The organism is Bradyrhizobium sp. Tv2a-2 (genome assembly GCF_000472425.1).
In the GTDB taxonomy this organism is placed as follows: Bacteria; Pseudomonadota; Alphaproteobacteria; order Rhizobiales; family Xanthobacteraceae; genus Bradyrhizobium.
Window position 1 is genome coordinate 15,851 of the sequence record NZ_AXAI01000036.1, and the last position, 12,973, is coordinate 28,823.

14 protein-coding genes are annotated in these 12,973 nt (G+C 63.9%); 7 read left to right on the top strand and 7 right to left on the bottom strand.

What is annotated here, in order from left to right; translation table 11 throughout:
• The first annotated feature begins 23 nt into the window (after window positions 1-23).
• The 3 genes from A3AI_RS0138255 (at window position 24) to A3AI_RS0138265 (ending at window position 3,353) form a co-directional block, all read left to right on the top strand.
• Window positions 24-959, top strand: a complete 936-nt coding sequence (locus A3AI_RS0138255) for a helix-turn-helix domain-containing protein (RefSeq protein WP_024520565.1) — start codon at window positions 24-26, stop codon at window positions 957-959.
• A gap of 80 nt (window positions 960-1,039) precedes the next feature.
• Window positions 1,040-2,701 carry a tetratricopeptide repeat-containing glycosyltransferase family protein gene (locus A3AI_RS0138260; protein WP_024520566.1) on the top strand — a complete coding sequence of 554 codons (1,662 nt, stop codon included), beginning with the start codon at window positions 1,040-1,042 and terminating at the stop codon, window positions 2,699-2,701.
• A gap of 163 nt (window positions 2,702-2,864) precedes the next feature.
• Entirely contained in the window at window positions 2,865-3,353 is a 489-nt protein-coding gene (locus A3AI_RS0138265) for a YkgB family protein (RefSeq protein WP_024520567.1), read from the top strand.
• Between the two features lie 22 nt (window positions 3,354-3,375).
• Here A3AI_RS0138265 and A3AI_RS0138270 read toward each other — a convergent pair whose 3' ends face one another.
• Complete coding sequence (locus A3AI_RS0138270) at window positions 3,376-4,152, bottom strand: alpha/beta fold hydrolase (protein ID WP_024520568.1); 777 nt, start codon at window positions 4,150-4,152, stop codon at window positions 3,376-3,378.
• 221 nt (window positions 4,153-4,373) lie between these two features.
• Between A3AI_RS0138270 and A3AI_RS0138275 the strand changes: the two genes are divergently transcribed.
• Window positions 4,374-5,621 (top strand): acyl-CoA dehydrogenase family protein, encoded by a 1,248-nt coding sequence (locus A3AI_RS0138275; RefSeq protein ID WP_024520569.1) that lies wholly within the window; start codon window positions 4,374-4,376, stop codon window positions 5,619-5,621.
• A gap of 4 nt (window positions 5,622-5,625) precedes the next feature.
• Here the strand turns inward: A3AI_RS0138275 and A3AI_RS49655 are convergent, their stop codons facing one another.
• Window positions 5,626-5,775, bottom strand: a complete 150-nt coding sequence (locus tag A3AI_RS49655; RefSeq protein ID WP_245287047.1) for a hypothetical protein — start codon at window positions 5,773-5,775, stop codon at window positions 5,626-5,628.
• Window positions 5,776-6,006: 231 nt separating this feature from the next.
• On the opposite strand from A3AI_RS49655, the gene A3AI_RS0138285 reads away from it, so the two are divergent.
• The 3 genes from A3AI_RS0138285 (at window position 6,007) to A3AI_RS0138295 (ending at window position 8,116) form a co-directional block, all read left to right on the top strand.
• The gene (locus A3AI_RS0138285; RefSeq protein ID WP_024520570.1) at window positions 6,007-6,390 is read left to right on the top strand and encodes a CidA/LrgA family protein; all 384 of its coding nucleotides are present in this window, start codon (window positions 6,007-6,009) and stop codon (window positions 6,388-6,390) included.
• On the top strand, window positions 6,387-7,109 hold the full coding sequence (locus tag A3AI_RS0138290) for an LrgB family protein (protein ID WP_024520571.1): 723 nt from the start codon (window positions 6,387-6,389) through the stop codon (window positions 7,107-7,109). Before A3AI_RS0138285 ends, A3AI_RS0138290 begins: the two co-directional genes overlap by 4 nt.
• Window positions 7,110-7,258: 149 nt before the next feature.
• Window positions 7,259-8,116 carry a 3-hydroxybutyryl-CoA dehydrogenase gene (locus A3AI_RS0138295; protein WP_024520572.1) on the top strand — a complete coding sequence of 286 codons (858 nt, stop codon included), beginning with the start codon at window positions 7,259-7,261 and terminating at the stop codon, window positions 8,114-8,116.
• 124 nt (window positions 8,117-8,240) lie between these two features.
• Here the strand turns inward: A3AI_RS0138295 and A3AI_RS0138300 are convergent, their stop codons facing one another.
• From A3AI_RS0138300 to fba, 5 genes are read right to left on the bottom strand one after another with little or no spacing between them, the layout of a single operon-like run.
• Window positions 8,241-8,978 carry an HAD-IA family hydrolase gene (locus tag A3AI_RS0138300; RefSeq protein ID WP_024520573.1) on the bottom strand — a complete coding sequence of 246 codons (738 nt, stop codon included), beginning with the start codon at window positions 8,976-8,978 and terminating at the stop codon, window positions 8,241-8,243.
• The gene (cbbX, locus tag A3AI_RS0138305) at window positions 8,975-9,928 is read right to left on the bottom strand and encodes a CbbX protein (RefSeq protein ID WP_156928135.1); all 954 of its coding nucleotides are present in this window, start codon (window positions 9,926-9,928) and stop codon (window positions 8,975-8,977) included. The genes A3AI_RS0138300 and cbbX overlap by 4 nt, the downstream gene beginning before the upstream one ends.
• Before the next feature lie 19 nt (window positions 9,929-9,947).
• On the bottom strand, window positions 9,948-10,373 hold the full coding sequence (locus tag A3AI_RS0138310) for a ribulose bisphosphate carboxylase small subunit (protein ID WP_024520575.1): 426 nt from the start codon (window positions 10,371-10,373) through the stop codon (window positions 9,948-9,950).
• Window positions 10,374-10,400: 27 nt separating this feature from the next.
• Complete coding sequence (locus A3AI_RS0138315) at window positions 10,401-11,861, bottom strand: form I ribulose bisphosphate carboxylase large subunit (RefSeq protein WP_024520576.1); 1,461 nt, start codon at window positions 11,859-11,861, stop codon at window positions 10,401-10,403.
• A gap of 29 nt (window positions 11,862-11,890) precedes the next feature.
• The gene (gene fba, locus A3AI_RS0138320) at window positions 11,891-12,970 is read right to left on the bottom strand and encodes a class II fructose-bisphosphate aldolase (RefSeq protein ID WP_024520577.1); all 1,080 of its coding nucleotides are present in this window, start codon (window positions 12,968-12,970) and stop codon (window positions 11,891-11,893) included.
• Window positions 12,971-12,973: the final 3 nt, after the last annotated feature.

Here is a 12,973-nt window from a genome sequence, read left to right on the forward strand (position 1 = left end):
AACTGCAATCGTTTGGGGCGCCCATGGAATGGTCGACCAAGCCGCATCATCGCGATCAGCCCTTCGGCAGCTGGGCTGATGATCTTGCCGCGGCCTTTGTCAGGCTCGAGCCGCGCAAGGTCGCCGACCAGCCGTTCGAGGGCGCGATCTCGCGCAACGAGGCCGCGCCCATCCAGGTTTCGCTGGTCAGGGCGACCAGGCACAGCGTGCTGCGTCTTGCCTCGCATATAACGGCCAGCACCGATAATCTCTGCTTCGTCAATCTCCAGCTCGATGGGCTCGGCCGAACCACGCAGCGCAGCCATGAGCAGATCACGGGACCCGGCGACCTTGCGATCGCCGATACCACCGAGCCGTTCGAGATCAACAATTGCCGCAGCTTCCGCCTGTTCTGCTTCGCCGTGCCGCGGCATCTGTTGCCGACCGTGTTGTTCGATCGGCCGCGGCTGAAATTATCGGCGACGGAGAGCGGCCGCGCATTGTCGCGCACGCTCGCCAGCTATGCCGATCTCTGCCTGAGCGCGCCCCAGTTGGCAGGTGCGATCGGCGCGCATGTCGTCGATCTCATAGCGCATGCGCCCGATGTGCTCGCCGACCCGCCTGCGGAGCAGGTGAAGACGCCGGTGCTGCTGTCGATGATGTGCGACCATATCGACCGGCACCATGGTGATGCGGAACTCGGCGCGGCGGCGCTGGCGGCGCATTTCCGCTGCTCGGAGCGCTATGTGCATCGGCTGTTCGCGACGACCGGCCGTAGCGTCGGCGAGCATGTCACCGAGAAGCGGCTCACCGCTGCGTCGCGCGATCTGCTCGATCCCGCCAGTTGTCGCAAGAGCATTGCCGAAATCGCCTTTGACGCTGGTTTCCGCGACATATCGCACTTCAATCGCCTGTTCAGGCGCGCCAACGGCCTCGCACCCCGCGAATTCCGGCGCACCATGGGCGGGCAGAGCGGCTGATCAACCCGTTACCACACCGTTTTGCCGCATTTGCGCGAATCAAATACCGGTAGCTCCGGGATCATTTCGAACATCCGCTGATGGACCGCGAGCAACCGGTGGCCGCCGAGCAGGGCAAACTTGATTCGACTGTGCCCGCGGCCGACGACCTTGCCGCGGCGCTAAGCGCCGTGCTTGGCGAGATGCGCGCAGGGCGGTTTCTCGAAGCGCAGATTCTTTGCCGGCAGCTGCTCGAGCACAGCCCCGACAATCCCGAAATCCTGCATCTGATGGCGTTGGTCTGCTTCAACGCCGGGCAGTTCGATCATGCGGTGGAATGGGCCTCCCACGCGCTGAGGACTGATGCGAAGCCGGCCTATCTGACGACGCTCGGCATTGCGCTTCTCAACCTCGGACGGCGCGACGATGCGGTGAGGGTTTTCGACACAGCGGTGCAGCTCAAGCCCGACGATGCCAGCCTGTGGAGCAACCTTGCCAATGCGCTGATCGAGGCCGGACATGTCTCGGATGCGCTGCTGTGCCTGGGGCGTGCCCATCAGCTCGATCCGCAAAATCCGAAGATCCGCAACGATCTCGGCCATGGTTTCATGCTGCTCGGGCGGCACGATGAGGCGTTGCCGTGGTTCGATCGCGCGATCGAGATCTGGCCGGACTCGGTCGAGACGCTGAACAACAAGGCCTTCTCGCTCGCAAGACTGCATCGGTTCGATGAGGCCTTTGCCGTCTATGCGCGCTCCAAGGCCGTTGCCCCCGACAATGCCGCGACCGAGTTCAACGTGGCGATGCTGCAGATGCTGACGGGGAGTTTCTCGGCCGGTTGGCTGGGGCGTGAGGCGCGTTTCAGGCTGCCGTCGCCGGCGCCATATCCGGATTTTCGGCAACCTCGCTGGTTCGGCGATCAGGACGTCGCTGGCAAGACCATCCTGCTCTATGCCGACGAGGGGTTAGGAGATTCCATCCAGTTCGTTCGCTACGTGCCGATGGTCGCAGCGCGCGGCGCGCGCGTGGTTATTGCCGTCGAGGAGGCGTTGTGCACGCTGCTCGCCCCGCTTGCTGATATCGCCGATTGCGTGGCGAAGTCGGCCGTGTTGCCGGCATTCGATCTGCATTGCCCGATTTCGAGCCTGCCGCTGGTCTTCAACACCGCGCTGGAGACGATCCCGGCTGCCTCGTCCTACCTGCCATCGCCGGCCGACGATCGCGTGCGGCGGTGGGAGGACCGGCTCGGTCCCCATGAGACGTTGCGGGTCGGACTGGTCTGGTCCGGCAATCCGAGGCACGTCAATGATCGCGAGCGGTCGATCCGGCTGCACGAGATGCTGCCCATCCTCGAGGTTGGTGCGACCTTTGTCAGCCTGCAGAAGGACCCGCGGCCGCAAGACAAGGTGAGGCTTGCAGCAACCCGGATCATCGATTGGACGATTGAGCTCGCGGATTTTGCGGAGACGGCGGCGCTCGTATCCTGCCTCGACCTTGTAATCTCGGTCGACACCAGCGTCGCGCATCTCGCCGCAGCGCTGGGACGTCCGACCTGGATCCTTTTGCCCTATACGCCGGACTATCGCTGGCTGCTCGGCCGCGACGACAGCCCGTGGTATCCGACCGTGCACCTGTTCAGGCAGAGCGAGAGCCGCGACCATGCCGAGGTGGTTGCGCGAGTTCGCACAGCGCTCGCCGAATTGGCGGCTGCGTGCAGTCCGGCTGGCAGAGAGCCATCGCAGAAGCCAGGGGACAGTCCCTGAGAATATTTCCTTTCCCGAATGCACATCATTGTGAAGCGGGGAACCGGCGAGACACGTAACGCAAGGCTTCCCGGCTGCGAAGTGACTCTCGGTCTTGCACGTGCAGCGCAATCGTCGCGCCCCGGGAAGGAAGCAAATCGGCATGAACACATCATTCAACGTCATGAACACATCATTCAACGTCGCCGAAGCGGGCGATGGATCTTATCGACTCCTCGCAATCCTGCGCTGGGTCATGGTCGTCATTTTCGTGTCATTCGGCATACAGAAATTCACCCTGCAGTCGGCGCAGGGCATCGCTCAATTTATCACCAACAGCCCCTTCATCTCCTGGCTGTCCATCTTCGGCCTGAGGGGAGAAGCCTACGTGCTTGGCGTTGCCGAACTCACGATCGCAGCACTGCTTGCTGCGGGCGCATTCAGCCCGCTGCTGTCGGCCATAGGATCACTGATGGGCGTTGTTACCTTTGCCATCACGTGGTCGTTCTTCTTCACGACCCCGGGCGTCGTGAAGTGGAGCGTCTCGACCGACCCGATCGCGTGGAATCTCACAGGCGAGTTCATCTTCAAGGATATCGTTCTGCTCTGCGTCTGTGTCGTGCTGTTTCTTGCGTCATTGCCGCGATCGTTCGTCCCGTTGCGCAAGGCGTGAAACGAGCTGTCAGGCCGTCTCGTCAGGCCTGCTGTCCGGCGGCCTCCAGGATCAGCTTCGTGATCTCCTCCGGATGGGAGATCAGTCCGAGATGGCTCGCTTTCACCTCGATGGTCTTGGCGCCCATGCGCTTGGCCATGAATCGCTCGAGGTCGGGATTGATGGTGCGGTCCTCGGTCGACACCGCATAATAGCTTGGCTTCGATCGCCATGCGGCGTTGGTGGTCCTGCCGGCGAGCAACGCTTTGTGGAACGGCTGCTGCACCGCATAGAGCACCTTGGCCTTCGCTTCCGGCAGGTCGCCGGCGAAGTCGCGCAGGAAGGCCTCCTCGCTGAGACGGCCTTCGTCGCCGTCGAAGACGATGCCGGCGCTCGCCGGCGGTGTCGGATAGGTCTTGGCAAGCGCGGTGTAGTCCTCGCCGGCATCGGGGGCGCGCGCCGCGACATAGACCAGTGCCGAGACGTTCGGATGCACGCCGGCCTCGGTGACGATCATCCCGGAAAAAGAATGGCCGACGAGGACGGTCGGGCCATCCTGCCGTGCCAGCACGCGCTCCGCCGAGGCGACCGCCTCGGGCAACGTGGTCAACGGGTTCTGCACGGATGTGCAATTGAGCCCGGCCGCCTGCAGGCGCGCAATCACCTCGGTCCAGCAGGAGCCGTCGGCGAACAGCCCGTGCACCAGCACGATGTTGCGTGCCTTGGGTGGCGCCGCGGCGGCGGCGGTGCGGGCTGCGATCAGCGAACCGGCCGCGCCGGCAAGCAGGGCGGCGGAAAATGCGCGTCTGTCGATCGTCATGGCTCGTTTCCTCTGTCACATCGGCCGATGGGGGAAGGCCGGGCCGACCTTGGCATGCTGGACGTCGGCTCATCAAATCACACCGCGTTCATATCGCGCAGGTCCACTCCGCACTTGTTCACTCCCGGACAAGAATTCGGTCGCCACCGTCCAAGATTTTCGCCGCTTTCTCGGCTAGCCGTAGGCCGCACGGCTGGCACCGTAGTCAGGGAGATCTTTCGATGGCCATCGATTTCACGCTCACATCCGCCCAGCGCGACCTGCAGCTCCAATCCCGCAAATTCGCAAGGGAGGTGTTGACCGGTGCAGCTGCCGCAGAACTGCTGGCGACGCCGGAAGAGCGCTTCCTCGCCACCAGGCCCATCTACGAAGCGATGGTGGGCGCGGGGTACCTGCGCAAATGCATTCCGGCGCCCGCGGGCGGCGACAATGCCGGCCTGATCGACTTGGCGATCATGGCCGAGGAGTTTTACAGCGTGAACGCGAGTGTGACGCTGACCATGCTGGGAACTGTGCTCGGCCTGCTGCCGATCCTGCTCGGCGGCACGCCGGAGCAATGCGGTCGCCTGCTGGCGCGCTTCCTGAAGCCATCAGGCGCGCCGCTCGCCGCCTTTTGCTTCAGCGAGCCCGGTGGCAGCGCCAATGCGGCGTCGCCGGCGCCGGGCGAGGGTGTGCGCACGCGCGCCGTGCGCGACGGTGACAACTGGGTCATCGATGGCGTCAAGAAATGGACCTCCTCGGCGACCGGCTGGGATCGCAGGGGCGCCGATGTCCTGTGCGTGGTGTGCCGGACGGATGCGAGCGTGCCGCCGGAGCAGGGCGTGTCCATCATCGCGGTGGAAGGCCCTGTGCCCGGCATCAGCTTCGAGCGCGCGATCGACACGATCGGGCATCGGGCGCATCTGGTGCCGCAATTCGCCTTCAAGAATGTCACGGCGCCGCATTCAAACCTCCTGGGGCAGGCGGGAGGCGGTCTGGCCCTGACGGCGGGCGCTTTCACCGGCACCGCGGCCCTGGTCGGCATTCTCGGCGTCGCCTTGATGCGCGCGGCGTTCGACTTCGCATGGCGCTTTGCCCGCACCGAGAAGCGCGGCGGCGTACATCCTATCATCGAGCATCAGGCGGTGGGTTATGCGCTGGCCGATGCCAAGACTTCGATCGAGGCGGCGCGCTATCTCAGCTGGCGCGCCTGCCATGCGCTCGACACCTTGTCGCCCGCGGCCGAAGAGCTGGCGGTGCAGGCCAAGATTTTCGGCTCGGAGACCGCGGTGCGCGTGATCACCGGTCTGATGCGCGTGGTTGGCGTCGAGAGCTACGATCACGAGACGCCACTGGGGCGGCTGCTGCAGGACGCGCTGGTGTTGCCGATCTTCGACGGCGGCAACATGGGCATCCGTCGGCGCCAGCTGCACACGCTGTTCATGCGTCCGGATTACGATCCGCTTGCGGCGTCGGCTGGTGGCTCCTAGCGCCTCAATGCACGATGCCCCGGACCCGGAGGTCGATGCCTTTGGGATCCTTGATGGCGGAGACCGCCAGCCGTGACACGACGGCGAGGATCCCGATATAGACGCCGATCGCCCATGAGCTTCCGTAAACGCCGATGATCCATTGCGCGATCATCGGCGCAAACGCGCCGCCCAGAATTGGCGCCGGGGGCGTAGCCGATGGAAACGCCGGAGTAGCGCACCTTGGCAGGATAGAGCTCGGCGTAGAGCCCGCCTGCGGACCATGGGAAAGGCCGAGACCAAGCGTTAATCCCGCGGTCGCGACAAGAGAGTCAAGCCCGGGCTCAACCGATTGACAAGCCTGCGGCCGCCCTCCTTGATGACGGTGTCGCACCAGGGTAGTTGCATGCTCGCCAGTCTCAGCCTCATCCTGCTTTGCCAATTGATCGGCGAGGTCATCGTGCGCGGCCTCGACCTGCCGCTGCCGGGCCCCGTGCTCGGATTGTTCCTTCTGCTCCTCCTCCTGCTCGCGCGCGACCGCTTCGCGATCATCGCCCAGGGGCCGCTCCGCGACGAAGGCGTGGAGAACGCGAGCAAGGGCCTGCTTTCGCATCTGTCGCTCCTGTTCGTGCCGGCCGGCGTCGGTGTGGTGCAGAAGCTTGATCTCCTCGCCGCCCATGGCATTGCCATTTTCCTGATCCTTGCGCTGTCGGTCGTCGTGACGCTGCTCGCGACGGTGCTGACCTTCAGGCTTGTCAGCCGCCTGTTCGGTCAACAGGACGCGCCATGAACGACAATCCCTTTTCGCTCTGGGTTTATCTCTCTCAGTCGCCGCTGCTCTGGCTGACGGTCACGTTGGTGGTCTACTCGATGACCGATGCGGTGTCGCTCGCGACGCGCCGTCATCCGCTCGCCAATCCCGTATTACATGCGATGTGGATCATCGGCGCGTTCCTGCTTCTGACCGGCACCTCCTACGCGACCTATTTCGCCGGCGCCCAGTTCGTTCACTTCCTGCTCGGGCCCGCGACGGTTGCGCTCGCCGTGCCGCTCTACGAGAAGCGTCAGCTCGTGCTCGCATCGATCGTGCCGATGCTGGTCGCACTTGTGGTGGGCTCGGTGACGGCGGTGGTGTCGATCGTGCTGCTTGCGGAAGCCGCAGGCTTACCGCGCGACGTGATCCTGTCGCTGGCGCCTAAATCAGTCACGGCCGGCGTTGCCATGGGAATCAGCGAATCGCTGCATGCAGATCCGTCGCTGACAGCGGTGGCGGTGATTCTGACCGGCATCATGGGCGCGATCGTCGTCACGCCGTTGATGAACGGGGCCGGCATCACCGATTTCCGTGCGCGCGGCTTTGCCGCGGGCATTGCGGCGCACGGCATTGGCACCGCGCGGGCGTTCCAGGTCGATGAGGTCGCCGGTGTGTTCGCAGGGATCGCCATGAGCCTCAATGCGCTGGTGACGTCGCTGCTCGTGCCGCTTGCGGTTACGGTATTGTTGCGATGACGGCGCTGTCTCCGTCGCCGGAACGCGAGCGCCTGCCTTGGAATGCCGGCCGGCGCAATCGGGGCCCTTGCAGATGCGCTCGCGCCACGGCAAGGTGAATCCGACTTTGGCGCTAGCCAGTAGCGCAGCCACCTCAGAGGACAAAGGCTATGATCGAAACACTTGGCATCATCGGGGCGGGCACCATGGGCAACGGCATCGCCCAGGTCAGCGCGGGCGCCGGCCTGCGCGTCACCATGGTCGATATCTCCGACGCTGCGGTGGCGCGCGGCCTTGCGGCCCTCGGCTCCAGCCTGGACCGCATGGTCAAGAAGGATAAGATGACGGCTGCCGATAAGGAAGCAACGCTGTCACGCATCATCGGCACGACCGACAAGTCCAAATTTGCGGCGTGCGATCTGGTCATCGAAGCCGCGACCGAGAATGAGGAGCTGAAGGTCAAGATCCTGAAGGATCTCTGCCCGATCTTGAAGCCGGAGGCGCTGATCGCGACCAACACGTCCTCGATCTCGATCACCAAGCTTGCGACTGCGACCGATCGTCCCGACCGCTTCATCGGTATGCATTTCTTCAATCCGGTGCCGATGATGGCGCTGCTGGAGCTGATCCGGGGCCTGCAGACATCCGACGACACCCACGCCAAGGCGGTGGAATTTGCCAGGCGTGTCGGCAAGGTGCCGATCACCGCGAAGAACAGCCCGGGCTTCGCGGTCAATCGGATCCTGTGCCCAATGATCAACGAGGCGATCTTCGCCTATCAGGAGGGGCTTGCGACCGCCGCCGACATCGACGAGGGCATGAAGCTCGGCTGCAATCATCCGATCGGCCCGCTCGCGCTCGCCGACCTGATCGGCCTCGACACCATGTTGTCGGTGATGGAGGTCTTTTATAAAGGCTTCAACGATCCGAAGTATCGCCCCGCGCCGCTCTTGAAGGAGATGGTCGATGCCGGCCATCTCGGTCGCAAGACCGGCAAGGGCTTTTATGACTACAGCGCCAAGACCTGATCGTGACCTGATCGTGACCTGATCGTCGCTCGGCACGGATGCCGCTGCGCGGCCGCGGATCCGCTCGGTGGCGAGCTCCGCGCATGTGAGCTGATAGGCCAGCAGCACGCCGCTGACATGGCCGTCAGAGCAAATCGGCAAGCTCGTCGACGACAAGAACGGCCTGCGAGACATCATCGTCGCGGAAGTACTCGCTGCGGGTGATGAGAACGGGAATGCAGGCGGCGGTGGCCGCCTTCAGGCCGTTGGCGGAATCCTCGATGGCCAGACAATCGGCGGCCGGCCGCCGCAGCCTTTCGAGAACTTCGAGATACGCATCCGGCGCCGGCTTTTTGAGCGGGACGTCATCACCGGCGACGACAGCGGCGAAACGGCCGCGCCAGTCAGGCGCCAGCGCGACGCGCAGCAAGGCGTCGACATTGTCGTACGTCGTCGTGGTGGCGATGGCGAGCGTCTGGTGACGGGCAAGCGCGTTGCGGATGAAAGGCTCGACGCCCGGCCGCAGCTGGCATGCATGGAGGGCAATCAATCGGGTATAATGCGCGGTCTTGCGCCGGTGCAAACAAGCGATGTCATTGTCGGACAGAATGAGGTGGGGAGGGTGGCTTCGGGCGAAGGCGCGGATGCGCTCCTTGCCGCCCGCCACCTGCAGCAGGCGTTTATAGGTACGCTGGTCCCAGTACCAGGCAATGCCGGCCTCGCGGAACGCCGCGTTGAAGGCACAGCGATGCACGCTCTCGGTCTCGGCAAGAGTGCCGTCGACGTCGAAGATCAAGACCGGGACTTGCGCGATCCGATCCTTTACGCTGCAGACGTGCGCCGGTGAAGGAGACAGGGCCAGCCGGGGAAGAATGGCATTCATGTCGGCATGGTCGGGGCGTCCGACCCTCCTGAAAACACGCGGCTTGCCAGCACGTCGGCGGCCTCGATGGTCATCAGATCGTCGCTGGAGAGAACGCGGTCGAGTTCGGAGACCAGCCGGTTGGCCTGGCGCAGCCGGATCCGGTCCAGCGCATTGCGGACGGAGCGCGCATTTGAAAACAGGGGCTGTTCCTTGCGCAGCGCGATGTAGCGGACGAAGGCCGCGCGCGCCTCCGGCACGAAGCGATAATTTTGTGCCGCCAGCATCAGTTCGGAAATCGCCAGCAGTTCGGGATCGGAATAATCAGGGAAGTCGATGTGATGGGCAATGCGTGAGCGGAAGCCCGGGTTGCTCTGGAAGAACCGCTCCATCCGGTCGCGATAGCCGGCGAGGATCACGACCAGGTCCTCGCGCTGCGCCTCCATGATCTGCAGCAGGATCTCGATTGCCTCCTGGCCGTAGTCGCGCTCGTTTTCGGGGCGATAGAGGTAATAGGCCTCGTCGATGAACAGCACCCCGCCCATCGCCTTTTTGAGGATCTCTTTCGTCTTCGGCGCGGTATGCCCGATATATTGCCCGACCAGATCGTCGCGGGTGACGCTGATGACGTGGCCGCGGCGAACGAAGCCGAGCCGATGCAGGATGTCGGCCATCCGCAGCGCCACCGTGGTCTTGCCGGTGCCGGGATTTCCGGTGAACGACATGTGCAGCGTCGGATAGGTGTTGGCGAGCGACATCTTCTGTCGGATACGCTCGACCAGCAGAAGCGAGGCGATCTCGCGGATCCGTGTCTTCACCGGTACCAGCCCGATCAATTCGCGATCGAGCTGCGCCAGGATCGAGGCGATATCGACCGCCTCGAACTCGCGCCTGAGATCGACGGAAGTGACGGGACCGTCGCCAGGTTTCTCCCGTGCGTTCGGCACGGCTTGCAGGGTGGGTTGAGCCATGATGGTCGCCCTGTTTGACCTATGCTGAGCCGTAACGTTCGCCTTCCGGACGATCGGCCGCGTAGGCGCGCGTGCTGTAGCGGATGTTGCGGCCTTCGGCCTCCTGGCGGTCGAGGCGGAAACCTGGCTCCTCCTTCGGCCGGTTGACGATGAAGGAGAGGCGTACCGATTCCCAGCCGTGTGAGGAATCGAAGCCGGAGATGCGGACATAGCGGTCGCCGTAGACCCGCCGGCAGTCGGCAAGCTCCTTCATGATGCCCGCGGCATCGCGCAGGTCGAACATCGGCAGGCCCCACATCTCCCAATAGGTGTTGCGAGGATGGGGATCGTCGGTGAACTCAATGTTCACCGCCCAGCCCTTGTCGAGACAATACTGGACCTGGCTCCTGATCTGATCGTCGGTCAGATCGGGAAGGAAAGAGAAGCAGCCCTGGGTTATGCGCATGATCGTGACCTTTTGAATGACAGGACTCTAGAGAGCAACGCTCGGGGTTGGAACGAAGTCGGGCGAATCCGTCGAGTCGTAGTTGAAGGTGACGTCCTTCCAGACCTCCAAGGCCTCGCGCAGCGGCGTGCATGTCTGCGCCGCCTGTGCCAGGATCTCCGGACCTTCGTGCACATAGTCGCGTCCTTCATTGCGGGCGAGGATCATGGCTTCCAGCGCGACGCGGTTGGCAGTGGCGCCCGCCTGGATGCCGCGGGGATGGCCGATGGTGCCGCCACCAAACTGCAGCACGACATCCTCACCCAGCAGATCGAGCAGCTGATGCATCTGGCCGGCATGAATGCCGCCGGAGGCGACCGGCATCAGCTTGTTGAGGCTCGCCCAATGCTGGTCGAAGAACACGCCGTGCTCGAGCTTCATCGGGTTGAAGTCCTCGCGGCAGATATCGTAATAGCCGCGCGTGGTGTTCGGATCGCCCTCGAGCTTGCCGACCACGGTGCCGGCATGGACGTGGTCGACGCCGGCAAGCCGCATCCATTTGGCGATGACGCGGAACGACACGCCATGACTGCGCTGCCGTGTATAGGTCGAATGTCCTGCACGATGCAGATGCAGGATCATGTTGTTGCGGCGGGCCCATTTTGCCATCGACTGGATCGCGGTGTAGCCGATCACGAGATCGATCATGACGATGTTGGAGCCGAGCTCGCGCGCAAACTCCGCTCGCTCGTACATATCCTCCATCGTCGCCGCCGTGACGTTGAGATAGGTGCCCTTGATCTCACCGGTCGCGGCCTGGGCGCGGTTGACCGCCTCCATGCAGTAGAGGAAGCGTTCGCGCCAATGCATGAAGGGCTGCGAGTTGATGTTCTCGTCGTCCTTGGTGAAGTCGAGTCCGCCCTTGAGGGCCTCGTAGACCACGCGGCCGTAATTGCGCCCCGACAGCCCGAGCTTCGGCTTCACGGTTGCACCGAGCAGGGGGCGGCCGAACTTGTCGAGCCGTTCGCGCTCGACCACGATGCCGGTCGCCGGCCCCTGGAACGTCTTCACATAGGCGATCGGCAGCCGCATGTCCTCGAGCCGCAGCGCCTTCAGCGGCTTGAAACCGAACACATTGCCGATGATGGACGCCGTCAGATTCGCGATCGAGCCCGGCTCGAACAGGTCGAGGTCGTAGGCGATGTAGGCGAAATAGCTGCCGGGCGAGCCCGGGACGGGATCGACGCGATAGCATTTGGCGCGATATTTCTCCGCGGCCGTGAGCCGGTCGGTCCACACCACCGTCCAGGTCGCGGTGGATGACTCGCCGGCCACCGCCGCGCAGGCCTCGACCGGATCGACGCCGTCCTGCGGCGTGACGCGGAACAGGGCGATGACATCGGTGTCTTTTGGCGTGTAGTCGGGCTCGTAATAGCCCATGCGCTTATATTCCATCACGCCGGACTTGTAGCGTTCCTTGCCGCGGACTGTGATCGACTCGTGCTTCATCTGAATCTCCTTCTGTGTGCAGCGGATTGTCAGGCCGCGACGGTCATGTCGGTCTTGGGATCGAGCGCGCCGGTGCGGTAGCGGCGCGCCATTTCGGCGAGCGGGACGGGCTTGATGCGGCTGGCATTGCCGGCCGTTCCGAATTGCTCGAAACGTTCGCGGCAGAGCTCGCGCATCGAATCCATCGCCGGCTTGAGGAATTTGCGCGGATCGAACTCGCTGCGCGCCTCTTCTCCTACTTTGCGGAAGATCGCCGTCATCGCGAGCCGGCAGTCGGTATCGATATTGACCTTGCGGACACCGTGGGCAATGCCGCGCACGATTTCCTCGACCGGAACGCCCCAGGTCTGCGGCATCTCGCCGCCGAAGGCATTGAACATGTCCTGCAGCGGCTGCGGCACCGAGGAGGAGCCGTGCATGACGAGATGCGTGTTAGGCAACCGGCGATGGATTTCCTCGACCACGCGCATGGCGAGGATGTCGCCGTCCGGCTTGCGGCTGAACTTGTAGGCGCCGTGCGAGGTACCCATCGCAATCGCCAGCGCATCGACCTTGGTGCCACAGACGAAGTCGACGGCCTGGTCCGGATCGGTGAGGAGCTGGTCGCGGCCGACCGTGCCTTCGGCGCCATGGCCGTCCTCCTGCTCGCCGCCGCCATGCTCGAGCGAGCCGAGCACGCCGAGCTCTCCCTCCACCGAGGCGCCGATCCAATGCGCCATGTGGGCGACGCGCCGGGTGATGTCGACATTATATGCATAGGGCGCAACCGTCTTGGCGTCGGCCTTGAGCGAGCCGTCCATCATTACGGATGTGAACCCATGTTGGATCGCAGTCGCGCAGGTGGCCTCGTCGTTGCCGTGGTCCTGGTGCAGGCAGAGCGGGATGTGCGGATACATCTCGACCAGGGCATCGATCATCCGCGACAGCATGATATCGCCGGCATAGCTGCGGGCGCCGCGCGAGGCCTGGATGATGACGGGCGCGTCGGCCGCGTCCGCCGCCTGCATGATGGCGAGACCTTGCTCCATATTGTTGATGTTGAAAGCGGGCACGCCATAGCCGCGCTCGGCGGCATGATCGAGCAACTGTCTCAAGGTGATCTTCGCCATCTC

What these genes read in the sequence shown, in the direction of transcription:
- A3AI_RS0138270 (WP_024520568.1), bottom strand. Translation starts at nt 4,152, where the DNA reads ATGACGATCGACAGACGCGCATTTTCCGCCGCCCTGCTTGCCGGCGCG.
- A3AI_RS0138295 (WP_024520572.1), top strand. Translation starts at nt 7,259, where the DNA reads ATGATCGAAACACTTGGCATCATCGGGGCGGGCACCATGGGCAACGGC.
- A3AI_RS0138315 (WP_024520576.1), bottom strand. Translation starts at nt 11,861, where the DNA reads ATGAAGCACGAGTCGATCACAGTCCGCGGCAAGGAACGCTACAAGTCC.
- A3AI_RS0138260 (WP_024520566.1), top strand. Translation starts at nt 1,040, where the DNA reads ATGGACCGCGAGCAACCGGTGGCCGCCGAGCAGGGCAAACTTGATTCG.
- fba (WP_024520577.1), bottom strand. Translation starts at nt 12,970, where the DNA reads ATGGCGAAGATCACCTTGAGACAGTTGCTCGATCATGCCGCCGAGCGC.
- A3AI_RS0138265 (WP_024520567.1), top strand. Translation starts at nt 2,865, where the DNA reads ATGAACACATCATTCAACGTCGCCGAAGCGGGCGATGGATCTTATCGA.
- A3AI_RS0138255 (WP_024520565.1), top strand. Translation starts at nt 24, where the DNA reads ATGGAATGGTCGACCAAGCCGCATCATCGCGATCAGCCCTTCGGCAGC.
- A3AI_RS0138300 (WP_024520573.1), bottom strand. Translation starts at nt 8,978, where the DNA reads ATGAATGCCATTCTTCCCCGGCTGGCCCTGTCTCCTTCACCGGCGCAC.
- A3AI_RS49655 (WP_245287047.1), bottom strand. Translation starts at nt 5,775, where the DNA reads ATGATCGCGCAATGGATCATCGGCGTTTACGGAAGCTCATGGGCGATC.
- A3AI_RS0138285 (WP_024520570.1), top strand. Translation starts at nt 6,007, where the DNA reads ATGCTCGCCAGTCTCAGCCTCATCCTGCTTTGCCAATTGATCGGCGAG.
- cbbX (WP_156928135.1), bottom strand. Translation starts at nt 9,928, where the DNA reads ATGGCTCAACCCACCCTGCAAGCCGTGCCGAACGCACGGGAGAAACCT.
- A3AI_RS0138310 (WP_024520575.1), bottom strand. Translation starts at nt 10,373, where the DNA reads ATGCGCATAACCCAGGGCTGCTTCTCTTTCCTTCCCGATCTGACCGAC.
- A3AI_RS0138275 (WP_024520569.1), top strand. Translation starts at nt 4,374, where the DNA reads ATGGCCATCGATTTCACGCTCACATCCGCCCAGCGCGACCTGCAGCTC.
- A3AI_RS0138290 (WP_024520571.1), top strand. Translation starts at nt 6,387, where the DNA reads ATGAACGACAATCCCTTTTCGCTCTGGGTTTATCTCTCTCAGTCGCCG.